25 protein-coding genes, 1 tRNA gene and 1 pseudogene are annotated in these 25,602 nt (G+C 71.8%); 11 read left to right on the top strand and 16 right to left on the bottom strand.

Annotated elements, in window-relative coordinates:
* Positions 1-124: 124 nt before the first annotated feature.
* Entirely contained in the window at positions 125-1,675 is a 1,551-nt protein-coding gene (locus ACIPEP_RS02970; RefSeq protein WP_402716450.1) for an alpha-L-fucosidase, read from the bottom strand.
* 120 nt (positions 1,676-1,795) lie between these two features.
* On the opposite strand from ACIPEP_RS02970, the gene ACIPEP_RS02965 reads away from it, so the two are divergent.
* From ACIPEP_RS02965 to ACIPEP_RS02955, 3 genes are read left to right on the top strand one after another with little or no spacing between them, the layout of a single operon-like run.
* Positions 1,796-2,788 carry an aldo/keto reductase gene (locus ACIPEP_RS02965; protein WP_402716449.1) on the top strand — a complete coding sequence of 331 codons (993 nt, stop codon included), beginning with the start codon at positions 1,796-1,798 and terminating at the stop codon, positions 2,786-2,788.
* A complete protein-coding gene (locus ACIPEP_RS02960) occupies positions 2,785-3,795 on the top strand; it encodes a LacI family DNA-binding transcriptional regulator (RefSeq protein ID WP_402716448.1) in 1,011 nt (336 codons plus the stop codon). The genes ACIPEP_RS02965 and ACIPEP_RS02960 overlap by 4 nt, the downstream gene beginning before the upstream one ends.
* Positions 3,792-4,223 (top strand): RbsD/FucU family protein, encoded by a 432-nt coding sequence (locus tag ACIPEP_RS02955; RefSeq protein ID WP_229086088.1) that lies wholly within the window; start codon positions 3,792-3,794, stop codon positions 4,221-4,223. The genes ACIPEP_RS02960 and ACIPEP_RS02955 overlap by 4 nt, the downstream gene beginning before the upstream one ends.
* Before the next feature lie 321 nt (positions 4,224-4,544).
* Here the strand turns inward: ACIPEP_RS02955 and ACIPEP_RS02950 are convergent, their stop codons facing one another.
* The 3 genes from ACIPEP_RS02950 to ACIPEP_RS02940 are packed head-to-tail and all read right to left on the bottom strand — an operon-like array spanning position 4,545 to position 7,889.
* Entirely contained in the window at positions 4,545-5,918 is a 1,374-nt protein-coding gene (locus tag ACIPEP_RS02950) for a sugar ABC transporter substrate-binding protein (RefSeq protein ID WP_071296045.1), read from the bottom strand.
* A gap of 10 nt (positions 5,919-5,928) precedes the next feature.
* On the bottom strand, positions 5,929-6,885 hold the full coding sequence (locus ACIPEP_RS02945) for a carbohydrate ABC transporter permease (RefSeq protein WP_083295227.1): 957 nt from the start codon (positions 6,883-6,885) through the stop codon (positions 5,929-5,931).
* 29 nt (positions 6,886-6,914) lie between these two features.
* Positions 6,915-7,889: a carbohydrate ABC transporter permease gene (locus tag ACIPEP_RS02940; protein WP_229087209.1), complete on the bottom strand. Its 975-nt coding sequence runs from the start codon at positions 7,887-7,889 to the stop codon at positions 6,915-6,917.
* Positions 7,890-8,088: 199 nt separating this feature from the next.
* Between ACIPEP_RS02940 and ACIPEP_RS02935 the strand changes: the two genes are divergently transcribed.
* Positions 8,089-9,321, top strand: a complete 1,233-nt coding sequence (locus tag ACIPEP_RS02935; protein WP_071296046.1) for a Gfo/Idh/MocA family protein — start codon at positions 8,089-8,091, stop codon at positions 9,319-9,321.
* A 74-nt stretch (positions 9,322-9,395) separates the two neighbouring features.
* On the top strand, positions 9,396-10,409 hold the full coding sequence (locus ACIPEP_RS02930; RefSeq protein WP_402716447.1) for a LacI family DNA-binding transcriptional regulator: 1,014 nt from the start codon (positions 9,396-9,398) through the stop codon (positions 10,407-10,409).
* A 90-nt stretch (positions 10,410-10,499) separates the two neighbouring features.
* Here ACIPEP_RS02930 and ACIPEP_RS02925 read toward each other — a convergent pair whose 3' ends face one another.
* Complete coding sequence (locus tag ACIPEP_RS02925) at positions 10,500-10,949, bottom strand: winged helix-turn-helix transcriptional regulator (RefSeq protein ID WP_402716446.1); 450 nt, start codon at positions 10,947-10,949, stop codon at positions 10,500-10,502.
* 84 nt (positions 10,950-11,033) lie between these two features.
* Here ACIPEP_RS02925 and ACIPEP_RS02920 point away from each other — a divergent pair, with 84 nt between their 5' ends.
* The gene (locus tag ACIPEP_RS02920) at positions 11,034-11,729 is read left to right on the top strand and encodes an SDR family oxidoreductase (RefSeq protein WP_402716445.1); all 696 of its coding nucleotides are present in this window, start codon (positions 11,034-11,036) and stop codon (positions 11,727-11,729) included.
* Positions 11,730-11,988: 259 nt separating this feature from the next.
* Here ACIPEP_RS02920 and ACIPEP_RS02915 read toward each other — a convergent pair whose 3' ends face one another.
* Positions 11,989-12,576 carry a GrpB family protein gene (locus ACIPEP_RS02915; RefSeq protein ID WP_402716444.1) on the bottom strand — a complete coding sequence of 196 codons (588 nt, stop codon included), beginning with the start codon at positions 12,574-12,576 and terminating at the stop codon, positions 11,989-11,991.
* A gap of 58 nt (positions 12,577-12,634) precedes the next feature.
* Between ACIPEP_RS02915 and mtnN the strand changes: the two genes are divergently transcribed.
* Positions 12,635-13,345 carry a 5'-methylthioadenosine/S-adenosylhomocysteine nucleosidase gene (mtnN, locus tag ACIPEP_RS02910; RefSeq protein WP_402716443.1) on the top strand — a complete coding sequence of 237 codons (711 nt, stop codon included), beginning with the start codon at positions 12,635-12,637 and terminating at the stop codon, positions 13,343-13,345.
* 9 nt (positions 13,346-13,354) lie between these two features.
* Here the strand turns inward: mtnN and ACIPEP_RS02905 are convergent.
* The 4 genes and pseudogenes from ACIPEP_RS02905 to serS all read right to left on the bottom strand — a co-directional run.
* A pseudogene (locus ACIPEP_RS02905) lies at positions 13,355-13,744 on the bottom strand (GNAT family N-acetyltransferase); the annotation flags it as partial.
* 137 nt (positions 13,745-13,881) lie between these two features.
* Positions 13,882-13,969: transfer RNA gene (locus ACIPEP_RS02900), tRNA-Ser, on the bottom strand.
* Positions 13,970-14,021: 52 nt separating this feature from the next.
* Positions 14,022-14,876 carry an HAD family hydrolase gene (locus ACIPEP_RS02895; protein ID WP_175473690.1) on the bottom strand — a complete coding sequence of 285 codons (855 nt, stop codon included), beginning with the start codon at positions 14,874-14,876 and terminating at the stop codon, positions 14,022-14,024.
* Positions 14,873-16,138, bottom strand: a complete 1,266-nt coding sequence (gene serS, locus ACIPEP_RS02890) for a serine--tRNA ligase (protein ID WP_070418122.1) — start codon at positions 16,136-16,138, stop codon at positions 14,873-14,875. Before serS ends, ACIPEP_RS02895 begins: the two co-directional genes overlap by 4 nt.
* 128 nt (positions 16,139-16,266) lie before the next feature.
* On the opposite strand from serS, the gene ACIPEP_RS02885 reads away from it, so the two are divergent.
* Positions 16,267-17,337 (top strand): diacylglycerol kinase family protein, encoded by a 1,071-nt coding sequence (locus ACIPEP_RS02885; RefSeq protein ID WP_083403430.1) that lies wholly within the window; start codon positions 16,267-16,269, stop codon positions 17,335-17,337.
* Between the two features lie 99 nt (positions 17,338-17,436).
* Here the strand turns inward: ACIPEP_RS02885 and pheA are convergent, their stop codons facing one another.
* Genes pheA through ACIPEP_RS02865 form a run of 4 tightly spaced genes read right to left on the bottom strand, consistent with a single transcriptional unit; the run spans position 17,437 to position 20,881 of the window.
* Positions 17,437-18,393 (bottom strand): prephenate dehydratase, encoded by a 957-nt coding sequence (gene pheA, locus ACIPEP_RS02880; protein WP_071296051.1) that lies wholly within the window; start codon positions 18,391-18,393, stop codon positions 17,437-17,439.
* A 52-nt stretch (positions 18,394-18,445) separates the two neighbouring features.
* A complete protein-coding gene (locus ACIPEP_RS02875; protein WP_070418120.1) occupies positions 18,446-18,991 on the bottom strand; it encodes a MarR family winged helix-turn-helix transcriptional regulator in 546 nt (181 codons plus the stop codon).
* Between the two features lie 28 nt (positions 18,992-19,019).
* Positions 19,020-19,457, bottom strand: a complete 438-nt coding sequence (locus ACIPEP_RS02870) for a hypothetical protein (protein WP_402716442.1) — start codon at positions 19,455-19,457, stop codon at positions 19,020-19,022.
* Positions 19,454-20,881: a molybdopterin-dependent oxidoreductase gene (locus tag ACIPEP_RS02865; RefSeq protein ID WP_402716441.1), complete on the bottom strand. Its 1,428-nt coding sequence runs from the start codon at positions 20,879-20,881 to the stop codon at positions 19,454-19,456. Before ACIPEP_RS02865 ends, ACIPEP_RS02870 begins: the two co-directional genes overlap by 4 nt.
* A 54-nt stretch (positions 20,882-20,935) precedes the next feature.
* Between ACIPEP_RS02865 and ACIPEP_RS02860 the strand changes: the two genes are divergently transcribed.
* The 3 genes from ACIPEP_RS02860 to ACIPEP_RS02850 are packed head-to-tail and all read left to right on the top strand — an operon-like array spanning position 20,936 to position 23,672.
* Positions 20,936-22,381, top strand: a complete 1,446-nt coding sequence (locus tag ACIPEP_RS02860) for a glycosyltransferase 87 family protein (RefSeq protein ID WP_402716440.1) — start codon at positions 20,936-20,938, stop codon at positions 22,379-22,381.
* Positions 22,382-22,386: 5 nt separating this feature from the next.
* Positions 22,387-23,430 (top strand): GTP 3',8-cyclase MoaA, encoded by a 1,044-nt coding sequence (gene moaA, locus ACIPEP_RS02855; protein ID WP_229087356.1) that lies wholly within the window; start codon positions 22,387-22,389, stop codon positions 23,428-23,430.
* Entirely contained in the window at positions 23,427-23,672 is a 246-nt protein-coding gene (locus ACIPEP_RS02850) for a MoaD/ThiS family protein (RefSeq protein WP_229087358.1), read from the top strand. Before moaA ends, ACIPEP_RS02850 begins: the two co-directional genes overlap by 4 nt.
* 59 nt (positions 23,673-23,731) lie before the next feature.
* On the opposite strand, the gene ACIPEP_RS02845 is transcribed toward ACIPEP_RS02850, so the two are convergent.
* On the bottom strand, positions 23,732-24,778 hold the full coding sequence (locus ACIPEP_RS02845; protein ID WP_402716439.1) for an ABC transporter ATP-binding protein: 1,047 nt from the start codon (positions 24,776-24,778) through the stop codon (positions 23,732-23,734).
* Positions 24,775-25,599, bottom strand: coding sequence for an ABC transporter permease (locus tag ACIPEP_RS02840; RefSeq protein WP_261646202.1), 825 nt, complete (start codon positions 25,597-25,599; stop codon positions 24,775-24,777). Before ACIPEP_RS02840 ends, ACIPEP_RS02845 begins: the two co-directional genes overlap by 4 nt.
* Between the last annotated feature and the right edge of the window lie 3 nt (positions 25,600-25,602).

Here is a 25,602-nt window from a genome sequence, read left to right as displayed (position 1 = left end):
CGCGGGGGGGCGGCCCCCAGTCACGGGCCAGGGCGACACCCGCTTGCTGGGCCGGGGGGGGGGGGGGGGGGGGCCCCCCCCCCCCCCCCACCCGTCCGAGGGGGGTCACCGTCGGACCGCTCGCTCACCCGTGCAGCGAGTCGGTTCGTTCCTGCCGCTCCTCCGGACGCAGCCAGACCTTCACGACCGGGCCGGAATCGGGATCGGTACCGGTCGGCACCACGACCTCGAGCGCCGTGGCGGTCTGCGTCCACTGCACCTCGCCGTCGGCGCCGAGCACCTCGACGCTGCGGATCGGCCGTCCGAGCAGGTTCGTCCCGCTGCCGAACGAGCGGATGCGCGCGACACCGTCCGCCGGGTCGGCGAGCAGGACCGCGTAGACGTACTCGCCGGTGACGTCGTGGCGGGTGGTGAACCGGACGTCCTCGGACGTGTAGGCCGGAGCGGCGCCGTCGACGAACGACCCCGCCTGGACGTGCGTCGGACCCTCGCCGAAGACGCGCCAGGGACGGGTGCCGTAGATCGCCTCGCCGTTGGCGGTCAACCACCGGCCGATGCCCTCCAGCAGCCGCTGCTCGCGCTCGGCGATCGTGCCGTCCGGCTTCGGGCCGACGTTGAGCAGGAGGACGCCGTTCTTCGCGACGACGTCGACGAGCTCGGCGACGAGGTCGCGCGCGGTCTTGTAGTCGTGCCCCTCGATCCAGCACCAGGCGGACTTGGACACCGAGGTGTCGTTCTGCCAGACGACCGGCGGGATGTCCCCCATCGCACCGCGCTCGATGTCGTAGACGGCGGAGCCGTCCGCGAACGCCTGCCACTTGTAGTTGATGACGACCTCGCGCCCCCACTCGGCGGCACGGTTGTAGTAGTACGCGGCGAGGGTGCGCAGCCACGGCTCGAACGCCGGCTGCTCGATCCACCAGTCGAACCAGAGCACCTGCGGCCGGTACTTGTCGATGACCTCGACGGTCCGGAGCAGCCAGTCCTCGAGGTGTCGCTCGTTCGGCGCGGTCTCCTCGCGCTGGGCCGGGCCGTAGAAGTCGATGAACCGCGGGTCGAGCACGTCCGAGTCGAACCGGGCGCCCCCGTTCATGAAGAACCAGTGCTCGGCCCGGTGCGAGGAAGCGCCCCGCACCATGAACGCGTCGTCGACCGCTTGGAGCAGGTCGCCGAACACGTCGCGCTCCGGCCCCATCCGCGCCGCGCTCCACCGGGAGCGGTCGGTGTCGTACATCGCGAAGCCGTCGTGGTGCTCGGCGACGGGGACCACGAACTGCGCCCCCGCGCGACGGAACAGGGTCGCCCAGTCCTGCGGGTCGAAGTGCTCCATCGTGAACGACGGGATGAAGTCCTTGTACCCGAACTCCGACTGCGGTCCGTAGGTGGCCACGTGGTGCTCGAACTCGGGGGTGCCCGCGCGGTACATGTCCCGCGAGTACCACTCGTTCCGGAAGGCCGGCACCGAGTAGACGCCCCAGTGCAGGAAGACCCCGAACTTGGCGTCCTCGTACCAGCGCGGCGGCGTGTACCCGCGGAGTGACTCCCAGGTCGCCTCGTACGGGCCGGCAGCGACGACCGCGGCGACGGCGGCGAGCGCCACCGAGTTGTCGCTGACGTCGACCGGCTCCGGCAGGGCCGCCGGGTCGATCCGTGGCAGGTCGTGGGGTTCGGGCATGACTCCTCCTCGAGTCGAGCGAAACGTTTCGTCCTGGAGACGGTTCTACGGTAGCGTGCATCGCACCCGCATGGGTGAAACGTTGAGTGATGCGCGACGACGCGCAGGGAGAGGACCACCGTGGACGTCCTGACGACCCGCACCTTGCGAACCGGTGCGCACATCCCGACGATCGGGCTCGGCACGTTCGGCTCCGACCGGTACGGCCCGGACGAGGTGGCGGCGGCGGTCCGCGGCGGCCTCGACGCCGGCTACCGGTTGGTCGACTGCGCCTCGGTCTACGGCAACGAGCCCGAGGTCGGCGCAGCGATCGCGGCGAGCGGTGTCCCGCGCGAGGACCTCTTCGTGATGTCGAAGGTCTGGAACGACGCGCACGACCCGGCCGATGCGGTCGCGTCGGTCGAGCGATCGCTCCGGGACCTGCGGGTCGACCACCTCGACGCGGTGTTCGTGCACTGGCCGTTCCCGAACCACCACGCGCCGCACGCCTCGGTCGAGGACCGCGACCGGTCCGCCCGCCCCTACGACCACGCCGCGTACCTCGCGCTCTGGCGGGCGCTCGAGGGGCTCGTCGACGCCGGACTGGTCCGGCACCTCGGCACGTCGAACACGACGGTCCCGAAGCTGCGGCTGCTGCTCCGCGACGCCCGGGTCCTCCCGGCGCTCAACGAGATGGAGCTGCACCCGACGTTCCAGCAACCGGAGCTGTTCGACTTCTGCCGCGCGAACGACATCCAGCCCGTGGCTTACTCGCCGCTCGGGTCACCGTCCCGCCCGGAGCGCGACCGCGAGGACGACGACCCCGTGGACGTCGACCACCCCGTCGTCCGGCGGATCGCCGAGGCGCACGGCGTGCACCCCGCCGTGGTCTGCCTCAAGTGGGCGGTCGCGCGCGGGCAGGTCCCGATACCGTTCTCGGTGAAGCCCGAGCAGTACCGCGCGAACCTCGACGGCGCGCTGACGGACCCCCTCACCGACGAGGAACTCCGGGCGATGCAGGACGTCGACCGCGGCGTCCGGCTCATCAAGGGGCAGGTGTTCCTGTGGTCGGGCGCCGACAGCTGGCACGACCTGTGGGACGAGGACGGCACGATCCCCGGGGGCGTCGGGTGACGGCGACCTACAAGGACCTGCAGCGGGCGACGGGGCTCTCGCTCGCGACGATCTCGAAGTTCTACAACGGCGGCACCGTCCGCGACGAGAACGCGCAGGCGATCGAACGGGCCGCGGCGACGCTCGGGTTCCGTCCCAACGGGTTCGCCCGGAGCCTGCGCTCCCGGCGGTCCGGCACGATCGGCGTCCTCCTGCCGGCGCTCGACAACGACTTCCACCTCACCGTGATCGCCGGGGTCGAGAGCGCACTCCGGGCGCACGGGACGAGCGTCATCGTCTCGTCGAGCCCGGACGCCGCCGTGGGCGCGGTCGACCTGCTCCTCAGCCGGATGGTGGACGGCATCATCGCGGTGCCGTCGGACCACGACGTCGAGGCCCTGGCGCGTGCGGCCGAGCGCGTGCCGGTCGTGCAGATCGACTGGCGTGCGGGCGCCCTCGCCACCGACGGCGTCTTCCTCGACAACCGCGGCGCCGGCGCCCTCGCCGCCCGCCACCTCCTCGACCACGGGCACCGCCGGGTCGGGGTCGTCGCGGGCGACCCCGCGGTCTCCACCATGCGGGAGCGCACCGCGGGCTTCCGTGCGGTGGTCGAACGGGAGGGCGGTGTCCTCGGACCGGACTCGGTCGTCGAGGGGCCCCTCACGGTGCAGCACGGGCAGGCGGCGATGCAGCGGCTCCTCGTGCAGCCGGACCGCCCGACCGCGGTCTTCTGCGCGAACTACGAACTCACCCTCGGAGCCGTCATCGCGCTGAACGAGTCCGGGCTGACCCTCGGCCGGGAGCTCTCCGTGCTCGGGTTCGACGGCCTCGAACTCGCCCAGGCCACCGTCCCGAAGCTCACCGTCATCGTGCAGCCCACGCACGAGCTCGCCGTCCGGGCCGCCGACCTGATCCACGCTCGCCTGACGGACCCCGACGCCGACCCGGCTCCCGTCGACGTCGTCGTCGCACCCCGTCTGGTCGCCGGTGGATCGGTCGCCCGACTCGTCACCCCCACGGAGGCATGATGCTGCGCTACACCCTCACCCACCAACCGACGCTGAGCGCGCTCGCGTCGCTCGGGCACGGCTCCAAGGTGCTGGTCGCCGACGGGAACTACCCGTTCGCGACGGCGATGCGGCCCGGCGCCGCGCTCGTGCACCTCAACTTCCGCCCCGGACTGCTCGACGTCGACGAGGTCCTGACGACCCTGCTCGACGCGGTCCCGGTCGAGGCGGCGACGGTCATGGAGGCTCCGGCGGACACCGTCGTCGCGGCGCACGAGGGCTACCGCCGCATCCTCGGGCCGGACGTGCCGCTCGGTGCGCTCGACCGGTTCGCGTTCTACGACGCGGTCCGGGCGCCCGAGACCGGGTTGGTCATCGCGACCGGCGACCAGCGGTCGCACGCGAACCTGCTGCTCGAGATCGGGTTCCAGCGCGCGCCGGAGCGGTAGGGCGCGCGGGCGGGGGCGGCGGGGCGCGCGGGCGGGCGCGGGCGGGCGCGGTCGGGCGCGGGCGTGAGTGCGCGCGCTGACGACGACTGCGCGCGTTCCACCACGCGCAGTCGTCGTCAGGGTGCGCACGTCCGCGCGTCGGCGTGCGCGTCCCCACGGGCGGACTCGAGGCGCGGTGCGGCCCGGACCCGCGCGTCGGCGTCCCAACGGGCGGACTGGAGGCGCGGTGCGGGCCGGACCCGCGCCTCCAGTCCCCCACGTGCGGACCGGAGGCGCGTTGCGGGCCCGACCCGCGCCTCCAGTCGGTCGACCGACGGCGGCTCAGGTGAGGGCGAGGAGGTTGTTGACCTGCTCGTTCACGCCCGTCAGCGTGCTGATCGGCTTGCCGTTCGCGTAGATGTCGTCGAACGCGGGTTGCACGAGGGCCTGCACGTCGGCCGGGTTCCGGGTCACGGGGAAGAGGAACGTCGTGCCGTCCTCGACCTGCTCGGTGAAGGCCGTCACGTCGAGGCCCCGCTTCGCGTACGCCGCCACCGCTGCGTCGGTCCCCGATCGGCGTGCCGGGAAGACGATGCCCGCACGGCCGACGATCTCCTGGGCGGCAGCGCTGCCGAGGAACGCGACCCACTTCGCCGCTGCCTCCGGGTTCCGCGCCTGCTTCGTGATCGAGTCGCCGAGACCGTTGAACATCGACGCGCGGTGCCCGATCGGCCCGGTCGGCGTCGGCGCGATGCCGACGTCGATGCCCGGGAGGTTCGCGTACGTCCCGATCATCCACGAGCCGTTGAACGAGAGCGCGACCTTCTTCGAGCCGAGCTGGACGTCCGGTCCGGTCGTCGTGGAGAAGACCCCGTACTTCGGCATGTAGCCCTTCTCGGCGAGTCCGAAGTACCACGAGATCGTCTTCTGGAACCCGGCGTCGTCGTAGCGGAACCGGTTCCCCCAGGGGTTCTTGTTCGTGTAGAACCAGTCGATCGACCCGGTGAACGGCGACCACTGGGTCTGCCCGAACCCGTCGCCCCCGCTGCCGTTGGCGCTCATCCCGTAGACGGCGACGTCCGTCTTGTCGAAACCCGGCTCGTCCCCGCGGCGCCCCTTGCCGTCGATCGTGAGGTGCGCGACGGCGCGCTCGAAGGTGCCGCCGTCATCGGGGTTCCAGGACAGGGCGGCCAGATCGTCGGCGGTGTACCCGGCCTTCGCGATGACCTTCTGGTCGTAGAACATCGCGACCGTGTCCCAGTCCTTCGGCGAGCCGTACCGGTGGCCGTCCCGCCCCTTCCAGAGCTGGGCGAGCCCGGACTGGTAGTCGTCGTCACGGATCCCCGACGTCGCCTCGAGCTCGTCGAGCTTGTACAACACGTCGAGGTCGGCGAACTGCGGGAACTTCGACAGGTGGTCCGTGAACACGTCCGGCGCGGTGCCGGCGATGAACCCGGCGGTGAGCTTCGTCCAGTAGTCGGCCCACCCGAGCTGGGTGATCCTGATCGTGATGCCGGGGTTCTCGCGCTCGAAGGCCTTGGCGACGGCCTGGTACGCCGGCAGCTGGTTCGAGTCCCAGAGCCAGTAGGACACCGTGCCGGTCGCACCGCTCCGCGGGTTCGGGGTGCCCGTGGTGGAGCAGGCGGCGAGCGCACCGAGCGCCAGGGCAGACGCTCCGCCGGCGAAGAGGGCGCGGCGGGTGATGGAGTTCGTCATGTGCGGATCCCTACTTGATGCCGGAGAAGCCGATGGAGTTGACGATCCGCTTGGCGAAGACGCCGAAGAGCACGATCATCGGGAGCGCCGCCACGAGCGTCGCGGCCATGAGCCCGGCCCAGTCGGTGCCGGACTGCGGCGACTGCGACTTGAAGACCCCGAGCGCCACCGTGAGCACGCGGGAGCTGTCGGTGTACGAGACCATCAGCGGCCAGAAGTAGTCGTTCCACGCCGTGATGTACGTCAGGACGGCGAGCGTCGCGATCGGGGCGGAGGCCATCGGGAGGATGAGCCGGAAGAAGACCCGGACCTTGCCGGCGCCGTCGATGAGTGCCGCCTCCTCGACCTCGCGGGAGATCCCGAGGAAGAACTGCCGGAGGAAGAACACCGCGAACGGCGTCATGAGCATCGACGGCAGGGCGATCCCGAACAGGGTGTCGACCAGGCCGAGCGACTTGATCAGCGTGAAGTTCGGCAGGAGCGTGAAGATCGTCGGCACCATCAGTCCGGCGAGGAAGACCGCGAAGACGCGGTCGCGCCCGGGCCACCGCAACCGCGCGAACGCGTAGGCCGCCCCGGCGGAGAAGAACACCTGGCCGACGGTGATCATCGTCGCGGTGAGCACGGAGTTCAGCAGGTACTGCCAGAAGTTGATGGCAGCGCCGGACCCACCCTGGGCGAGCGCCTCCTTCGTGGACTGCAAGCCGAACACGCGCTCGAAGCCACCGAGGCTGAAGCCCGTGGGGAGGAGCGAGGTGGGGTCGGCCGAGATCGCACCGTTCGAGGACAGGGCGGTGCGGAGGATCCAGTAGAACGGGAACAGGGTCACGACGATGACGGCGATCATCGCGATCCAGGCGATGACCCGTCCGACGGAGGGCTTCCGACGAGGCGGTCGGGGGCCGCCGCGGGTGGTGATCGCGCGGGTGGTCTGCGGTTCGACCACCGGGGGCAGGGTGCTGGTCATCTTCGACTCGCTTCCGTGTGCTGTGGCCGTCAGTCCAGGTCGCTCTCGCCGGAACGCGAGAGTCGGTACTGGATGATCGTGATGATGCTGAGGACGATGAGGAGGGCCACCGAGACGGCGGACGCGTAGCCGAACTGGAACCGGCCGAACGCCAGGTTGTAGATGTAGTTCTGCACGACGTTCGTGGCGTTCGCGGGTCCGCCCTGGGTGGCGATGGCGACGGTGTCGAACACCTGGAACGACCCGATGATCGTGATGATGAGCACGAGCGAGAGGATCGGTCGGAGCAGCGGCACGGTGATGCGCCAGAACATCTTCCACTCGCTGGCGCCGTCGATGCGGCCGGCTTCGTAGACCTGCTCCGGCAGTGCCTGCAGGCCCGCGAAGATGAGGAGGGCCGTGTAGCCGACGTTCCGCCACACGTTGATGAACGCGATGGTCGGGATGCCCCAGAAGTCGCTCTGCAGGAACGGGATGCGGCCCACACCGATCGCCGACAGGATCTCGTTGCCGATGCCGAGCTGCGTGTCGAGGATCCACAGCCAGATGAGCGCCGCGACGACGTTCGACACGAGGTACGGCGCGAGGACGATGCCCCGGACGAAGGTCGACTTGGTGAGGCGGTGCATCATCACGGCGATGAACAGCGCGAGGATCGTCTGGAACCCGATGTTGAGCAGGACGTACTCGACCGTCACCGCCATCGAGTGCCAGAAGATCGAGTCCTGCACCAGGCGCTCGTAGTTCTGCAGGCCGGTGAACACCGGCGGTGTGAGCAGGTTGAACGACGTGAAGCTGAGGTAGATGCCCCGGACGGTGGGCCACGCGAGGAACACGGCGAAGCCGACCGATGCCGGGGCGATGAAGATCAGCGCCAGCCAGAGGTCGTTCCTGGGCCGGCGTCGCGGGGAGGTGGTGCCGGCACGGGCGCGGTCGGTCGCCCGACTCCTCCGTCTCGTGCTGGCCGTCGTCAAGGGTGACGACACAGGGCTCTCGGTGGCCATCGCGACTCCTTCGTCTGCGGTGGACTGACGTGCAGCAGTCCGTGAGCCGGGAATCTACACGTGGGGACAGCGGGTGGCAAGAGGCTTTTTCTTCGTTCGAATCAGGGGTTGTCACGTGTAGACATCGGTGCCAGGATGGCCCTCGATCGCATCGGAGCGACCTGCCCGGCGACGCATCCCCCACCTGGAAAGGTCACTGATGATCTCTGTCGGAATGGTCGGCGCGGGCCAGTTCGCCCCCCAGTTCGCCAAGCTGTTCAAGCTGCACCCGGACGTCGACCGCGTCTTCGTCACCGACCTCGTCGACGACCGGGCATCCGAGCTCGTCGAGTCGCAGCACCTCGACGGCACGTTCCCGGACTTCGACGCCGTGCTCGCCTCGGACGTCGACGCCGTCGCGATCTTCACGCAGCGCTGGACGCACGGGCCGCTCGTGGTCAAGGCCCTCCGCGCCGGCAAGCACGTGTACTCGGCCGTGCCGATGGCGATCTCCGTCGAGGAGATCCAGGCCATCATCGAGGCCGTCCGCGAGACCGGACTCACCTACATGATGGGCGAGACGAGCTACTACAACCCCGCGACGGTGTTCGCCCGCTCGAAGGTCGCCGAGGGTGCCTTCGGCCGGGTCTTCTACGCCGAGGGCGACTACGTGCACGACATGGACCTCGGCTTCTACGCCGCCTACCAGTTCAGCGGCGGCGAGGACTGGAAGCGCACCGCCAGCTACCCGCCCATGCTCTACCCGACGCATTCGGTCGGCGGGGTCCTCGGTGCGATCCCGGGGCACGCGGTCAGCGTCAGCTGCATCGGCGTCAAGGACGACCGCGGCGACGGGGTCTTCGACAAGGACGTCAGCCAGTTCGACAACGACTTCTCGAACGCCACCGCCCTGTTCGAGCTCGACAACGGCGGGGTCATGCGGATCAACGAGATGCGCCGCGTCGGCTACCCGTCGCACATCCGCGAGTCCCGCTTCCGCTACTTCGGCACCGAGGCGAGCTTCGAGCAGCTCGCCAAGGTCAGCGTCTGGCAGGACAAGGAGGACTCGCACGACATCAGCGACCAGATCGACACCCAGGCGACGATGGAGCTCGACGACCCCCGCCTCGCTGGCGTCGACCCCTCGCTCCGTGACGCGTTCGTCTCCGGCTACGCGGCCGTGCACGACACGTCGCGCCTGCCGGCCGAGTACGCCGGCGTGCCGACCGGACACGAGGGCAGCCACCAGTTCCTCGCCGACGACTTCGTCCGCGCCGTCGTCGACCGGACCCTGCCGCCGGTGAACGCCTGGACCGCCGCCCGGTTCACGCTGCCCGGCATCATCGCCCACCAGTCCGCACTGCAGGGCGGCGTCCGCCTCGAGGTGCCGGACTTCGGCGACGCCCCGGAGACGGTCGAGGCGGTGGGCTCGTCTAGTATCGCCAGCGACTAGCAAGTGGTGTTCGGGTGTCGGTCCGCACGGGCCGGCACCCGAACGCGACTTCCGACCCGACGAAGGTGGCACCCGTGACCGTCCCGACGACCCCGAGGGCGGTCACCCGCGCCGACGTCGCCCGGTACGCCGGCGTGAGCACCTCCGTCGTGAGCTACGTCGTGCACGACGGACCCCGTCCGGTCGCAGCGGCCACCGCGGCACGCGTCCGCGAGGCGATCCGCGTCCTCGGCTACCGCCCGAACGCGAGCGCCCAGGCCCTCCGCACCGGGTCCTCGAAGATGCTCGGACTCATCGTCCCCGAGCTCGACAACCCGTTCTGGTCCGAGCTCGGCGTCGCGGTCACGCACGCCGCCGCCGCGCGCGGGTACGACGTCCTGCTCGCCAACAGCGACGGCGACGCCGCGCAGGAACGGGAGCGCCTGCGCAGCCTCTCCGCCCGGCAGGTCGACGGCATCATCGTCACGAGCATCATGACGCGGCCCGACCTGTCCACCGTGACGGACCCCGGCATCCCGATGGTCCTGCTCAACACCTTCTTCGAGGTCCCCGACTACGCGAGCATCGGCGTCGACGCCCTCCGTGGCGCGTACGACGGCACGCAGCACCTCGTCGAGCACGGCTACCGCTCGATCGGCCTGATCATGGGGCACGCCGGCTCGATGGAGCTCCGCGAGCAGGGCTGGATGCGGGCGCTCCGCGACGCCGGGCTGCCCGACGGCCCGATCGTCCGCTGCGACTTCACCCGACGGGGCGGCTACGAGGCCGGTCTCCGCATGTTCGGCGAGGGCTCCGGCCCCCGAGCGGTGTTCGTCAGCTCCGACATGCAGGCGGTCGGGCTCCTGCGCGCCCTCTTCGAGCTCGGACTGTCCGCGCCCGACGACGTCGCGATCGTCTCCTTCGACGGCGCGGTCGAGGCCGACTACACGAACCCGCAGCTCACCACGGTCCGGCAGCCGATCGAGACGATGGCGACCGCCGCCGTCGACCGGGTGCTCGGCCTCGACGCGGACAACCAGTGGCACCGGGACCTCGTCCCCGCCGAGTTGGTGCTCGGCGCCAGTTGCGGGTGCGGCGTGCGTCGCTGACGCACCCGCCTGCGGTCCGGGAGGCGCGGTGCGGGGCCGACCCGCGCCTCCCGTCCGACGGTGGTCACGCCAGCCCGCCTGCTCGCACCATCAGCCCTCCATGACCGCCTCGAGCGCGTCGAGCGCGACGCGGCGGTGCCCGCTGCGCGTCACGGCGACCGCTTCGACCGGCTCGCCGGTGGCCGCCTCGACGAAGCGGAGGTCGGACGTGCGCTCGGAGGGCCGGTGCCGGTCCGCCCACCCGCCGAGAGCGAGCAGCACGAGCGAGAGGTCGCGGCCGGCCTCGGTGAGGACGTACTCGTCACGGACCCGTCCACTGTCCGGCTTGTAGGCGTGGCGTTCGAACACGCCGCCCTCGACGAGGGAGCCGAGGCGTGCCGTGAGGACCTCCCGCGGGACCCCGAGGCTCTGCTGGAACTGGCTGAAGCGGGTCGACCCCGCGAGCGCGTCGCGGACGATCATGAGCGTCCACTTCTCACCGAGGACGTCGAGGGACCGCGCGATGGGGCAGCGCTCGTCGCCGCCGAGGATGCCGAGCATGTGTTGATCCTACCTGGGTTCGGAATCCAGACACACCGTGCTAGGTTCACCTTCCGTACTCAACCTCTTCGACAGGAGCACACCATGACCACACTCACCGACGCGACCGTCCTCGTCACCGGAGCGAACGGCGGCCTCGGCGCCGCGTTCGTCCAGCGGGCCCTCGACCGCGGCGCCGCCAAGGTCTACGCCACGGCCCGGACCCCGCGCACCTGGGACGACGAGCGCATCGTGCCGCTCGCCCTCGACGTCACCGACCAGGCGAGCGTCGACGCCGCCGCCCGTGCAGCAGCCGATGCCACGATCGTCGTGAACAACGCCGGTATCGGTGGCTCCGCGCCGCTCCTCGAGACCTCGGTCGACGAGGTCGAGCACGTCTTCGCCACGAACGTGTTCGGTGCGCTCCGGGTCGCCAAGGCCTTCGCGCCGTCGCTGGCCGGGGGCGCGCTCATCGACGTGCACTCGGTGCTCAGCTGGATCGCGCTGGCCGGGGGCTACTCCGCCTCGAAGGCCGCGTTCTGGTCGATCACGAACTCCCTGCGCCTCGAGCTCGCACCCCAGGGGACCCAGGTCCTCGGAGCGCACCTCGGTTACACGGACACCGGCATGACGGCCGACCTCGACGTCGAGAAGGCCGACCCGGCGGACATCGTGGCGGCGATCTACGACGCCCTCGAGGCCGGCGAGCACGAGGTCCTGGCCGACCAGGTCAGCCGCGACGTCCGCGCCGGACTGAGCGCCCCGCTCACCGCGCTCTACCCGGCGCTGGCGTCGGCCTGACGCCTTCGCTGTCGATGGGCTCGGCGGCGCTCGCGACCCGGCCCGCCGTTCCGCGCGACGGCGAGGCATCGGGACACGCCGCGGCGCACTGAAGCGTCGGGACGCGGCGGGACCGCCTGTTCCGCGGGGCGCGTGACCGTTCCGGTTCGCGAATCCCGTGATCCGCGAACCGGAACGGTCACGACGGCGGGACGACACGCGCACGACCGCCGCGAGTCGGCCGATCCCTGCCGGTCGGGTCCTCCCCGCCCGTCCGGGGTCAGCCGTGGGCGCCTCGGCCGGTGATGCCCGCGGTGGCATCGGCGATCGACGCGCGCTCGGAGTCGGTGAGGCCCGCCGCGCGCAACACCCGGTCGAGCACCGCGGTCTTGCGCACGAGGTAGTCGTCGATGTCCAGCGCCTCGGCGGCAGCCCGACGCTTCACGGCGGCGTACTCCTCGCGGAGTGCGACGTCCGCGCGCAGGACATCACGCACGCCGAGGTGGTTGCGGAGCGCGAGCGATCCCTCGGCCACGACGTAGGTGTTGCTCGGGCCGAAGCGCTCGGGCGTGCGGAACGCCTGCCGCCCCGGGATGCCGAGGTCACCGCGCGGCAGGAAGCCGATCGCAGCGAGCACCTCGACGGCCGCGGGCACGTCCGCCGCCCCGACGACCACGTCGACGTCGATCACGGGCTTCGCCGCGAGGCCGGGCACCGCCGTGCTCCCGACGTGCTCGATGCGGTGCGGGACCCCGGCGGCGAGGAGCGCCGCACCGTACGTCGTCCGCAGCGCCTCGAAGCGCCGCGGCCACTCCGCCCGGTACTCGACGACCTCGACCACACCGCCCCCCCGGATCTCCTCGCGCACGGTGCACGGTACGCGTCCCGGTGTCCCGACGGTCGGCGGCCCGTGCGATCATCGATCAGTGCAACTCCCTCCCCCGATCGCGGTCGTCATCGCCGCCATGAGCGAAGAGGTGTCCGCGTTCGCCGGGCTCCTCGGCGGTGTCCCGATCCTCGACGGTCCGGTCGGCGGCCACGACGAACACCACTTGCTCGACGTCGGTGGGGCCACGGTCGCCGTGCGCCGCAGCGGCATCGGGTTCACGAACGCCACGGCAGCGGTCGCCCACGCCTTCCACGACTTCGGCTCCGGCATCCCGGTGATCAGCGTCGGGACGGCCGGTGGGCTGATGCACGGCGTCGAGATCGGCGACGTCGTCGTCGGGGACCGCTACGTCAACCTCAACGCCGACGCGACGGCGTTCGGGTACGCGCTCGGCCAGGTCCCGGGCATGCCCACCGGGTACGAGCCCGACGACCGGCTCGTCGAGCTGGCACTCGCCTCGGACGCCGGGTACCGCCTCCGCTCGGCCACGATCGGCTCGAGCGAGATCTTCGTCACCGAGGGTCGAGCGCGTTTGCTCCGGACGGCGTTCCCCACGGTCGCGGCGGTCGACATGGAGTCGGCGGCGATCGCGCAGTTCGCGCACGTCCACGCCATGCCGTTCGTGTCCGTCCGGTGCATCAGCGACCTGTGCGCGCCGGACGGCGACGAGTTCAAGGAGCACCTCGACGATGCGGCCGCCCGTGCCGCCCACGTGGTGCACGACGTGGTGACGGGGCTCGTCAGCTGAACCGGGGACTCACCGGTCGGTCGGAGCGAGGAGCTGGAACATGACGTGGCCGCGCCACGCCCCGGCGATCCTGAGGTACTCGGGCGCCAGGCCGTAGCGCGTGAACCCCGCTGCCTGCAGTGCACGCTGCGAGCCCACGTTCTCGGGCAGGGTCTCCGCCTGGACACGGTGGAGCCGCAGCACCTCGAACGCGTGCGCCGCAGCCGCCCGGACCGCTCGGGAGGCATGCCCCTGCCGGACCCGGTCGGCGCGGATCCAGTACCCCATCGCACACGACTGCAACGCGCCACGGGTGATGCCGCTCAGCGTGATCCGGCCGAGCAGTTCACCGTCGACCGACTCGATCACGAACGGGACGGACGTGCCGGCACGCTCGGCCGCGAGGGCCTGGACGATGACGTCGTGCTGCCCCGCCTCGGTTAATTAGGCGGGCGAACGGGTCGGTTCCCACGGCCGCAGGTGCTCGGCGCTCGCGGTCACGACGGCCGCGAGCGTCGCGGCGTCGTCGACGCGGATCAGGCGCAGGCGTGTGTCCATGGCGGAGGGTGTGGGATTCGAACCCACGAGACATCTCTGCCCACCTGTTTTCAAGACAGGCTCCATCGGCCGCTCGGACAACCCTCCAGCGACGCGACCACGTGGCGAGACGTGATCGCGTCCCGGGAAGTCTACCGGGCTAGCGCGGCAGGGAGTCGAGCGCAGCCGCCAGGCCGTCGTCGGTCACGCCACCCGTGAGCTCGTTGCCCGCGTCCACGACGTCCTCGGGTGCCTGCCCCATGACGACGCCGCGCCCCGAGGTCGAGGCCCACCGGAGCATGTCGATGTCGTTCCGACCGTCCCCCGCCGCGAACACCCGGGAGCGCGGGATGTCGAGCCACTCACGGACCCGTTCCATCGCGGTCGCTTTCGTCACGCCCTCGGGTGCGATGTCGAGCCACGACGTCCAGCCCACCGAGTAGGACACCTTGTGCAGCCCCATCCGCTCGACGATCTGCAGGAAGTCCTCGGTGTCGTGGCCGGGCGAGATGACGACGACACGGGTCGCCTCGACGCCGAGCAACCGTTCGAACGGGACGTGCTCGCCGGCGACGGTCATCGTGTCGTCGGGGAAGTTGCCGGAGAGCAGGAAGTGGCCGGTCTGGTCCTCGACGCCGAACGCGGCGTTCTCGAGGGCGCCGTGGATCGTCCGGAGGACCTCGCTCGGGTCGAACTGCTCGACGTGCACCCGCTCGTAGGAACCGTCGGACCGGCGCCCCAGGGTCAGCGCGCCGTTCGCGCAGACGAGGTACTTCGGCTGGATGCCGAGCGTGTCGAGCAGCGGGACGGTCATGCCCTCGCTGCGACCGGTGCTGAGCATGACCTCGTGCCCGGCTGCCTCGGCATCGCGGAGCGCGGCGATCACGGTGTCGGTGACGACACCGTCCTCGCGCATGGTGGTGCCGTCGATGTCGAGCGCCACCAACCAGCGCTTCGTCCGGGCCGGCGCACCCGCACCGGCCGAACCGTCGACGAACCGACCCTGCGTGCTCATCGGGGTTCGATCACCTCGACGCCGCCCAGGTAGGGACGGAGGACCTCGGGCACGACGACCGAGCCGTCGGCCTGCTGGTGCGTCTCGAGGATCGCGACGATCCACCGGGTCGTCGCGAGCGTGCCGTTCAGGGTCGCGACCGGCGCGGTCTTCCCGCTCTCGGTGCGGTACCGGATGTCGAGGCGCCGCGCCTGGAACGTCGTGCAGTTCGACGTCGACGTGAGCTCGCGGAAGGTGCCCTGCGTCGGGACCCACGCCTCGATGTCGTACTTGCGCGCCGCACTCGTGCCGAGGTCGCCGCCGGCCACGTCGATCACGCGGTAGTGCAGCCCGAGGTCCTGCAGCATCTGCTCCTGGTAGCCGACGAGCTTGGCGTGCTCGGCCTCGGCCTGGTCCGGGTGGACGTAGGCGAACATCTCGAGCTTGTTGAACTGGTGCACGCGCAGGATGCCGCGGTTGTCCTTGCCCGCCGACCCCGCCTCGCGCCGGTAGCAGGTCGACCAACCGGCGTACCGCAGGCCGTCGCCACCGTCGAAGGAGAGGATCTCGTCGGCGTGGAACCCGGCGAGGGCGACCTCGCTCGTGCCGGTCAGGTAGAGGTCGTCCGCCTCGAGCCGGTAGACCTCGGCCGCGTGCTCGCCGAGGAAGCCCGTGCCGGCCATGGTCTCGGGGCGCACGAGCGTCGGGGTGATGAGCGGCTCGAAGCCGGCGGCGATCGCACGGTCGAGGCCGAGCGACATCAGGGCGATCTCGAGCCGGGCACCGAGGCCGCGCAGGAAGTAGAACCGCGAGCCGGAGACCTTCACGCCCCGCGGGATGTCGATGATGCCGAGGTGCTCGCCGAGGTCGGCGTGGTCCTTCGGCTCGAAGTCGAACTCCGGCTTCGTGCCGACGGTGCGGAGCGTGACGAAGTCGTCCTCGCCGCCCTTCGGCACGTCGGGCAGCACGACGTTCGGGATGCTCCGGACGACCGCGTTGAAGGACTCCTCGGCCGCGGTGACGGTCGCCTGCGCTTCCTTCACCTTCGCGGCGAGCGCCTGGGCCTGCTGCACGAGCGCGGCCTTCTCGTCCTTCGGGGCCTTCGCGACGGTCTTGCCGAAGGCGTTCTGCTCGGCCCGGAGGGACTCGAACGAGGTGATCGCGCTCCGCCGTGCCGCGTCCGCGGCGACGGCCTCGTCGACGACGGCGACGGAGGCGCCGCGCGCCTCCTGCGAGGCCTTGATGACGTCCGGGTTGTCACGCAGCAGCTGGGGATCGATCACCGCACCATCCTAAAGGGGCCGAGTTGCGGACGGACTGGAGGCGCGGTGCGGGCCCGACCCGCGCCTCCAGGCCCGAGACGGGTCGTCACGACCGTCCGCTCGCAGCATCCGATCGGTACCGTTGGTGCATGTCGACCCCTTCGGAGACCGCGCCCGCGGACCAGGACGCCCTCCAGACCGAACAGCGGACGGCCGCGGTGGTCTACAACCCGGTCAAGGTCCACCTGCCGACCCTCAAGCGCACCGTCGAGAAGCACCAGCAGGAGGCCGGCTGGGCCGAGACCCTCTGGTTCGAGACGACGGAGGAGGACCCGGGCGGCGGCATGGCCCGCGCCGCACTCGAAGCCGGAGCCGACGTCGTCGCCGCCGCGGGTGGGGACGGCACCGTCCGCGCCGTGGCCGAGGTGGTGCACGGGTCCGACGCCTCGCTGGCGCTGCTGCCGAGCGGCACGGGCAACCTGCTCGCGCGGAACATGAAGTTGCCGCTGGACGACCTCGGCGGGATGGCCAAGGCGATCTTCACCGGGCACGACCGTTCGATCGATTTCGGTCTGCTCGGTGTCGAGCGTCCCGACGGCTCCCGCGACCGGTTCGGCTTCGTCGTGATGGCCGGCCTCGGGCTCGACGCCCGCATGCTCGCGAACACGCGCCCCGAGCTGAAGAAGCGCGTCGGGTGGCTCGCCTACCTCGACTCGCTGTTCCGCTCCGTCCGGGACACCGACGGCTTCGAGTTCAAGTACCGGCTCGACGAGTCGGCACGCAACGGCTCGGTCCGGGCGCACTCGGTCATCGTCGGCAACTGCGGCATGCTCCAGGCAAACGCCATGCTCCTGCCCGATGCCGAGATCGACGACGGGGTGTTCGACATCGTCGTGATGCGGCCTCGGGGGTTCTTCGGCTGGGTGCGCATCGCGGCCCGGGTGTTCTGGGAGAACGGGATCCTGCGGTGGTTCCGCCGGTCGGCCCTGTCCGACACCGTGATCGGCCGCCGGATCACCACGGCCGCGAAGCAGGAGCGCCCGCTGCGGTACCTGCGCGGCGAGGAGTTCACGCTGCGCCTGGCGAAGCCGGACGAGTTCGAGATCGACGGCGACCCGGTGGGCGAGATCGTGGCGTTCCGCGCGAAGATCGACCCGGGCTCGCTGGACGTGCGGATCCCCGCGGTCGAGCCGGCGACGGGCCGCGGCCGCCGGCGGTAGCGCTGCGCAGCGTGCGAGGTTCCGCTCGCGGTGGGACGCGCTCGCGCTCCCACACTGGTCGGGACCTCGCACACTGCGGGGCTCAGCGCCGCGCAGCGCTCAGCGCGCCTCGGGCTCGCCCGACACGATCGCGCGCAGCCAGTCGCGCGCCTCGACGAACGCGACGTCCGAGTAGCGCGCGGGCACCTCGGGCCGGACCCCGTCGGCCCGCGGGTACGACCCGAGGAACGTCACGCGCGGGCTGAACCGCCGCAGGCCGAGCAGCGCGTCCGCCACGCGCTCGTCGCGCACGTGCCCGTCGAGGTCGATGACGAACCGGTACCGCCCGAGCTCGTCGCCGATCGGCCGCGAGGACAGCAACCCCATGTTGATGCCCCGCGTCGCGAACTGCTCGAGCATGTCGACCAGGGCGCCGGGGTGGTCGGCGGGCAGTTCGACGATGACGCTGGTCTTGTCGGCGCCGGTCGGCTCGGGCAGCGCCAGGGTCTTCGACACGAGCACGAACCGGGTGACCGCCGAGGCGTTGTCCCCGATGGACGAGGCCAGGACCTCGAGCGCGTAGTGGTCGGTGATCCCCGGGGGTGCGACGGCAGCGTCGGCGGTGGGGTGCTCGTCGAGCAGGGCTGCCGCGGCGGCCACGTTCGAGGACGCCGGGATGTGCCCGTGGCCGCGGACGTTCGCCTCGAGCCAGTTGTGTGTCTGGGCGTAGGCCACGGGGTGCGCGTTCACGGTGCGGACGTCGGCGAGCGCGGTGCCGGGGCGGGCGACGAGCACGAAGTCGACGGGGACGAGGTACTCCCCCACGATGCGCACGCCGGGGATCCGGGCGAGGGCGTCCTGCGTCGCGCTGACCCCGCCGTCGACGCTGTTCTCGATGGCGATGACGGCACCGATCGACCGGCCGCTGACGACGTCGTCGAGGGCCTCGCCGACGTTGTTCACGCTCCGCCAGGGCTTGCCGGCCGCCGCGTCCACGAGCTTGAGCGCAGCCTCGGTGAAGGTCCCTGCGGGTCCGAGGTAGGAGTACGTGTCGGACGGCGCGGCGGACTCGGTCATGCGGCGAGCCTATTGCAACGCCCACGGCCCGCAGGCGTGCGTGACGGTGGCGTCAGTCGGTGGCCGTGCCGGTCAGCCGGGCCTCGCAGATGGCGGGCTCGTCGTCGTCGCGCGGGTAGGTCAGGGCGGCGAACCGGCCCTCGGGGTCGAGCCGGCTGAGGAGCGCCGCGGCGATGCCGTCGAGCTGCCCGACCTGCTCGTCGCTCAGCGCGTCGATCACCACGCGACGGGCGGTCCGGACGTGGTCGGGCGCCGCGTCGACGATGGTCGCGTAGCCGGCGTCGGTCAGCCGGACGTCGGTCGCGCGCCGGTCGTCGGTCGAGGGACAGCGCGCCACGAGGCCGCGCTTCTCGAGCCGGGACACCACGTGGGACAGCCGCGGCAGCGAGGCGTTCGTCGCCGAGGCGAGCGCCGACATCCGGAGCGTCCGGGAGTCGGTCTCGGAGAGCATCGCGATGACCATGTAGTCGAAGTGCGTCAGGTCGGCGTCACGCTGGAGCTGCTGGTCGAGCGCGGCCGGCAGGAGCTCCATGACCGCGACGAGCTTCATCCACGCGCGCAGCTGGTCGCGGGTGAGCCACGGGGTGTCGTCGGTCATGCGTCGAGTCTACCGAAAGGTTGTCGGTTCAACCAGTACTCGCGCGAACGCGTGCCGGACGACGTGCGGCGACCACGAGCACCACCACGACGACGAGCAGCAGGACCCCTTCGACGAGGAGGAGCCGCGCGCCGTAGTCGAACGGCAGCACCGTCGGGTTCTTCTGCCCGTGCGCCTTCGCCGCGATCTCCGGCAGGACCACGAGCGCGAGGACGCTCCCGAGTACGACGACCGCCTGCACGACGACGAGCGCCCAGCCACGCAGCGTCCGCCCGGTCCGGCGGAGCAGGAGCCCCACTCCGACGACGAACGGCGACAGGATCGCGTCGTGCAGGATCACGGCCCCGAGGAGCCAGGTCGCCAGCCCCCAGATCCGGTTCGGTCGGACCGTCGTCACGAGGACGTACGCCCCGAACGCGATGACGAGCACCCCGACCACGACGAGCACGATGCGTGCGGCCCTCATGCGATCACCTCGATCTTCTCGATCCACTTGGTCTGCAGCACACCGGGTCGTCCGGGAGCGATGATCCGCGCCGGGAACCCGTGGTCGAGGTCGAGCGTCGCGCCGTTCAGCTCGAGCGCGATGAGCGTCGTCGGGTCCTCGGCGTACTCGGGGCCCATGTCCATGATGCGGTAGCCGCCGTGCCGCTCGAGGCTCGTCACCCGCACGTGCGACCCCGGCGCCGCCTGCACGGCGCCGAGCAGGTCGCGCATCCGCACGCCCTTCCAGGTCGCCATCTGGCTCCAGCCCTCGACGCAGGAGATCGGGAGCTCGGCCTGGGCGGTGCCGAGCGCCACGAGCTCGGCTCGCGAGAAGGTGCGGACCACGTCGTGCCCGACGACGGTCAGGGACCAGTCGGCGGCGGTGGCGGTGGCCAGCACACCGGCGGCACGGGCCGTGCGGTTGACCGGCAGGTCGTTCGGCCCGCGGTGCCGCTGTCGGGCGCCGAACACGTTGAACGGCTCGGCGAGCGTGCTCGACTGTCCGGCGGTCAACGCCACGACACCGACCGTCGCGGCGGTCACGCCGGCGAAGAACCCGCGTCGGGCGATCCGCTCACGTCGACCGTCGGTCGCCTCCGGCGTGGTCCTGGAGGCGCGGCTCGCCTCCGCCGCACCGTCCTGCGGCACGCCGAGACTCGGCTTTGCGGACGCCGCTCGGGTCGCGGACGCCGAGTCCGGTCCGCCGGGACGAGTCTCGGCAGCGTCCGCCGGGACGGCCGGGACGGCCGGCACGCCGTCGACCCAGCGGAGCACACGGCCGGTGATGCCGCGGGGGTAGGAGGCGACCGCCTGCGGTGCCGGAGCCGACGTGGCGGGGTCGACCCGTGCCTCCTGAGAAGGCGAGAGCAACTCGCTCCCCGCGGCCGGGTCGACCACGAACCGGCCGTGCTCGTCGTACGAGTCCCGCTTCCGCCAGTACCGGGTGATCAGCCGGAGCTTCACGCCGATGTGCAGCACGAGCGACCCGATGAGCACGTACGCGAGCGCGTTGTGGACTTGCTTGAACGGGAACGGCCACGGGTACCACTGGTACGTGTTCAGCAGGCCCGTCGTCACCTGCACGATCGCCGACGCCACGAACACCGCGATGGACAGCCGCTCGAGCAGGTGCAGCGGACCACGCACCGGCGGGGTCTGCACGAGTGCCGGCATGACCGTGTTGAGCTTCGCGAGCAGCAGCGGGATGATCGCGATCCCCGCGGTGATGTGCACGCCCTGCGTGAACTGGTAGAGCTGCGCGGGACGGGTCGGGAACCGCATCCACGGCAGCGGCTGCTGCAGGAAGTAGCTGTAGACGCCGGTCGCGAAGCAGACCAGGAACGCCACCCCGAGCAACCGCCCCAGGGCGACCGCCGTCCGCGCGTTCCGGTTCGGCGACGCCATCGCGGATCGTGCATCCAGGAGCAGCCCGCGGACCATGGATAGCCTCGTCGCACCATGAGTGAACGACTTCGCCCCGGCCGACTCCTGCCGACCGTGCTGGCCGTGGTCGGCGTGCTCGCTCTGTCGGGCGTCATCGCCTTCGGCGTCACGCATCTGGGGTTCCTCCGGTCCGGTCATCGTTCCCCATTCGTTGCGTGGACCCTGATCGCTTGGACGGTGTTCGCGCTCGCGGTGCTCGCGCTGCGGTTCGTCCCGGCGAAGTGGATGACGTGGCTCGTGGTCGGCGGTGGCCTGGTGGTCGGGCTCGCCGCCATCGCCGGGCCGCCGAACACCAGTACCGACTCTGCTCGCTACGCCTGGGACGGCATCGTGCAGCACGCCGGGATCTCGCCGTACGCGCACACGCCGCAGTCGACCGCGTTGTCCGGTCTGCGCCCCGACTGGCTCTTCCCCGACAAGGTCGACGGCACGTGCAAGCCCCTCGAGCCCCGGTTCCGCGGCCTCGGCGACGGCGCGGACGGGCACTGCGTCGCGATCAACCGCCCGGACGTCGTGACGATCTACCCGCCGATGGCCCAGCTCTGGTTCGCGGCGGTGCGGGCGTTCGTGCCGGCCACCGCGCAGTACATGCCGTTCCAGGTCGCGGGGCTGCTCCTGTCGCTCGGCGTCACCCTGGGCCTGGTCGTCGTGCTCCGCAAGCTCGGACGACCGACGTGGTGGGCCGCACTGTGGGCGTGGTCCCCGCTCGTCGCGTCCGAAGCCGTCACCAACTCGCACGTCGATGCCCTCGGCGCGGCCCTGGCCACCGCCGGCGCCGTGCTCGTCGCCTTCGGCCGCCCGATCTGGGGCGGGATCGCCCTCGGCGCCGCGACCGCGACGAAGCTCATCCCCGCGATCGCGTACCCGCCACTGCTCGGTCGGTGGCGGAACTGGTGGGCGATCCCGGTCGGCATCGCGGTGTTCGGGCTGCTCTACGTGCCGTACGTGCTGACGACGGGCCTCGACGTCCTCGGCTACCTGCCCGGGTACCTGTCGGAAGAGGGCTACGAGGACGGCTCCCGGTTCGCCCTGGTCTCGCTCGTCTTCCACGGCGACGCGGCGACGCTCGTGGTCGGACTGCTCGTCCTGCTGGCGGCGTTCGTGGCGTGGCGGCTGTCCGACCCCGCGCGGCCGTGGTCCGGCGAGGTCCTCCTCATCGGCGTGACGTTCCTCGCGGTGAGCCCGCGCTACCCCTGGTACGCGCTGCTCCTCATCCCCTTCGTGGTGCTCTCCGGACGCTGGGAGTGGCTGTCGATCGGGCTCGCCATCGCCCTGCGCGGCGTCTGGCCGTCGGCGGACGCGTACCGCTGGTGGCTCGCCGCCGCGGTCGTCGTGGTCATCGTGGTCACGCTGGTGCGCACCCGGCGGGCCGACTGGGAGCGCTGGGGGCGCCGGCTCGCCTTCCGGGAACGAGCGCTCGCGATGTCATCAGGTGGAGGACCCGCCGACCCCGTACGCTGACGCTCATGGCACCCGCGACCATGCTCGGCTCCACCGGCGGCCTGCTCGACCGGTTCGGGCGGCGCGCGGTCGACCTGCGCGTGTCGCTCACCGAGCGCTGCAACCTCCGCTGCACCTACTGCATGCCGGCGGCCGGGCTGCCGTTCGCCCCCGACGACGCACTCATGACCGCGGCCGAGATCGAGCGGCTCGTCCGGCTCGCGACCGACCGCTTCGGCGTGCGCAAGGTCCGCTTCACCGGCGGTGAGCCGATGCTCCGCCACGACCTCGTCGACGTGATCGCCCGGTGCGCCGCGCTCCCCGACGCCCCGGAGCTGTCGCTCACCACGAACGCGATCGGGCTCGCCCACCGCGCGGCCGCCCTGTACGACGCCGGCCTCCGACGCGTGAACGTGTCGCTCGACACCGTCGACCCGGACGTCTTCACCACCGTCACCCGGCGCCCGTTCCTCGACAAGGTCATCGCCGGGCTCGAGGCCGCACGGGCAGCGGGGCTCGCGATCAAGGTCAACGCGGTGCTGCTGCGCGGCGTGAACGACCACCTGGCGCCGGACCTCATGCGGTGGTGCCTCGACCGCGGCTACGAGCTCCGGTTCATCGAGCAGATGCCGCTCGACCCCGACCACGCCTGGGACCGCACGTCGATGGTGACCGCGGCCGAGACCCGGGCGATGCTGTCCGAGTCGTTCGCCCTGGTGCCGGACGAGGCGCCCCGCGACGGCGCCCCGGCGGAGCGTTTCCGGGTGCTCGCACGGACGGCCGACGGCGGCGTCGGTGCGGAGCTCGGCACGATCGGCATCATCGCGAGCATCACCGAGTCGTTCTGCGCCGACTGCACCCGCACCCGTCTGACGGCCGACGGCAACGTCCGCAGCTGCCTCTTCTCGGACGACGAGACCGACGTGCTCGGCCCGATGCGCAAGGGCGCCTCCGACGACGAGGTCGCCGAGCTCTGGCGCCTGGCGATGTGGGCGAAGCCCCGCGACCACGGCGACGACAGCGACGACCTGGTGCACCCCACGCGGGGCATGAGCGCGATCGGCGGATGACGGTGACGACGATCCGGTTCTTCGCCGCGGCACGGGCAGCGGTGGGCGTGGACGACGTCGCCGTGCGGGCAGCGACGCTCGACGAGGCCCTGCGGTCGGTGACGGCGGACGACCCCGATCGGTGGCGGGCACTGCAGGAGCGCTGCTCGTACCTCGTCGACGGGGTGACCACGCGCGATCGAGCGACCGGGCTCGACGGCGTGGCGGTCGTCGACGTCATGCCGCCCTTCGCCGGCGGCTGAGCCCGGCGACTGAGCCCGGCGGCCGAGTCCGGCAGCTGCGCCCCGCGGCCGTGTCCGACTCAGTCCTGGGTGGGTCCGTCCGGCCGGTAGACCGTCAGTTCGTCCGCCGGGACCGCGATCCGCACGGCATCCCCCGGCGCGAGCCCCAGCGCCGCAGCCACCGCGACCGTGACGTCCGCCACGAGGTCGCCGGCCCGCACCCGGACGAGCCCGTCCCGCGGTTCGAGTCCGGTCAACCGGCGCTCCGGCCCGGCACCGTCGCGCGTCACGACGGCGGCCGTCGGGTGGTAGACGGCGAGGGCGGACGAGCCAGGAGGCGCGGTGCCGGTCGACGACGCGAGCGCACCCCCGTCGTCGAGGGCGATCCCACCCCGGGTGGCGGTGCCGCGCAGGAGCGTCAGGCCCGAGAAGGACGCCGCGAACGCGCCGGTCGGACGCCCGAGGACGACGGCGGTCGGCCCCTGCTCGGCGACCCGGCCGCCCTCGAGCACGACGATGCGGTCCGCGAGGGTGACGGCCTCGAGCGGGTCGTGCGTGACGAGGACCGTCGGTCGACCGGTCCGGGCGGTCCCGAGGGCGGAGCGGACCTCGGCCCGGGCGTCGACGTCGAGCGCCGAGGTGGGCTCGTCGAGCAGCAGGAGCGCCGGCTCGGTGGCGAGGGCCCGGGCGATCGCCACGCGCTGGGCCTGCCCTCCCGAGAGCGTTCCCGGTGCGCGGTCCGCCAGACCGGCCACGCCGACGGCGGCGAGGGCCGCGTCGGAGCGGAGCCGCGCCTCCTGGCCCCCGGAACCGGCCGCGCGCGGTCCGTAGCCGACGTTGCGAGCGACCGACAGGTGGGGGAAGAGGTCCGCGCGCTGGGCGACGAGCCCGACCCCGCGGCGGTGCGCTCGGACGCCCGTGAGGTCGCGGTCGCCGAGCAGGACCGATCCGGACCGGATGCGCAGCAGTCCGGCGAGGGCCTCGACGACCGTGGACTTGCCCGCGCCGTTCGGCCCGACCAGCGCGACGCACTCGTCCGGTGCGACGTCGAGGTGGACGTCGACGCCACGGTCGGGGACGACGACGTGGGCGCGGAGGCCGCTGTGCGCCGGACGCTCGCGGCTCATGCGAGTGCCGTCCGGGTGCGGAGCGCGGAGGCGCCGATGACCACGAGCGCGACGACGACCAGCACGAGCGCCAGCGCGACCGCGGTGTCCGGGTCGATCTCGCGCTGCAGGTATATCTCGAGGGGCAGCGTCCGGGTGACGCCCTGCAGGCTGCCGGCGAACGTGAGGGTCGCGCCGAACTCCCCGAGGGCACGGGCGAAGCAGAGGACGAGGCCGGCCAGGATGCCCGGGAGCACCCGCGGTGTCGTCACCGTCAGGAACGTCCGGGTCGGGGACGCACCGAGCGTCGCGGCGACCCGCTCGAACCGGTCGCCCCCGACGCGCAGCGCACCCTCGATCGAGGACACCAGGAACGGCATCGCGACGAAGGTCTGCGCGATCACGACCGCGGCCGTGGTGAAGGCGATCCGGAGGCCGTGCTCGTCGAGCCACGCCCCGACGACGCCGAGCCGACCGAACGCCGCGAGGAGGGCCAGTCCCCCGACGACCGGCGGCAGCACGAGCGGCAGCAGGACCAGGGCGCGTGCGGCCCCGATCCACCGCGACGTGGACCGGGCGAACAGGACGGCGAGCGGGTAGCCGAGCACGAAGGCGATGCCCGTCGCGGCGGCAGCGGTCCCGAGGCTCAGTCCGAGGGCGGTGAGCGACGCGGGCGACGTGACGAGTGCGCCGAACGACCCCCAGTCGACGCGGCCGACCATCGCCAGGACCGGGACCACCACGAACAGGCCGCCGAGGACCGCCGGGACCGGCAGCCACCACGGCACCGGGGTGCGGACGGACGGGCTCGCCCGGGGTGTTCGGTCAGTGTGGTCGGGCACGGC

The sequence above is a fragment of the Curtobacterium sp. NPDC087082 genome (genome assembly GCF_044745045.1).
Lineage (GTDB): Bacteria > Actinomycetota > Actinomycetes > Actinomycetales > Microbacteriaceae > Curtobacterium.
The sequence above is the reverse complement of the archived record's forward strand: the minus strand, read 5'-3'. Positions and strand labels throughout refer to the sequence as shown.

Bases quoted from the DNA above. Each gene is read 5' to 3' on its own strand.
- ACIPEP_RS02945 (WP_083295227.1), bottom strand. From the start codon at position 6,885: ATGACCAGCACCCTGCCCCCGGTGGTCGAACCGCAGACCACCCGCGCG.
- ACIPEP_RS02950 (WP_071296045.1), bottom strand. From the start codon at position 5,918: ATGACGAACTCCATCACCCGCCGCGCCCTCTTCGCCGGCGGAGCGTCT.
- ACIPEP_RS02895 (WP_175473690.1), bottom strand. From the start codon at position 14,876: ATGAGCACGCAGGGTCGGTTCGTCGACGGTTCGGCCGGTGCGGGTGCG.
- ACIPEP_RS02845 (WP_402716439.1), bottom strand. From the start codon at position 24,778: ATGAGCCGCGAGCGTCCGGCGCACAGCGGCCTCCGCGCCCACGTCGTC.
- ACIPEP_RS02875 (WP_070418120.1), bottom strand. From the start codon at position 18,991: ATGACCGACGACACCCCGTGGCTCACCCGCGACCAGCTGCGCGCGTGG.
- ACIPEP_RS02940 (WP_229087209.1), bottom strand. From the start codon at position 7,889: ATGGCCACCGAGAGCCCTGTGTCGTCACCCTTGACGACGGCCAGCACG.
- ACIPEP_RS02925 (WP_402716446.1), bottom strand. From the start codon at position 10,949: ATGCTCGGCATCCTCGGCGGCGACGAGCGCTGCCCCATCGCGCGGTCC.
- ACIPEP_RS02955 (WP_229086088.1), top strand. From the start codon at position 3,792: ATGATGCTGCGCTACACCCTCACCCACCAACCGACGCTGAGCGCGCTC.
- ACIPEP_RS02850 (WP_229087358.1), top strand. From the start codon at position 23,427: ATGACGGTGACGACGATCCGGTTCTTCGCCGCGGCACGGGCAGCGGTG.
- ACIPEP_RS02970 (WP_402716450.1), bottom strand. From the start codon at position 1,675: ATGCCCGAACCCCACGACCTGCCACGGATCGACCCGGCGGCCCTGCCG.
- ACIPEP_RS02885 (WP_083403430.1), top strand. From the start codon at position 16,267: ATGTCGACCCCTTCGGAGACCGCGCCCGCGGACCAGGACGCCCTCCAG.
- pheA (WP_071296051.1), bottom strand. From the start codon at position 18,393: ATGACCGAGTCCGCCGCGCCGTCCGACACGTACTCCTACCTCGGACCC.
- ACIPEP_RS02865 (WP_402716441.1), bottom strand. From the start codon at position 20,881: ATGGCGTCGCCGAACCGGAACGCGCGGACGGCGGTCGCCCTGGGGCGG.
- ACIPEP_RS02935 (WP_071296046.1), top strand. From the start codon at position 8,089: ATGATCTCTGTCGGAATGGTCGGCGCGGGCCAGTTCGCCCCCCAGTTC.
- ACIPEP_RS02920 (WP_402716445.1), top strand. From the start codon at position 11,034: ATGACCACACTCACCGACGCGACCGTCCTCGTCACCGGAGCGAACGGC.
- ACIPEP_RS02870 (WP_402716442.1), bottom strand. From the start codon at position 19,457: ATGAGGGCCGCACGCATCGTGCTCGTCGTGGTCGGGGTGCTCGTCATC.
- ACIPEP_RS02860 (WP_402716440.1), top strand. From the start codon at position 20,936: ATGAGTGAACGACTTCGCCCCGGCCGACTCCTGCCGACCGTGCTGGCC.
- moaA (WP_229087356.1), top strand. From the start codon at position 22,387: ATGGCACCCGCGACCATGCTCGGCTCCACCGGCGGCCTGCTCGACCGG.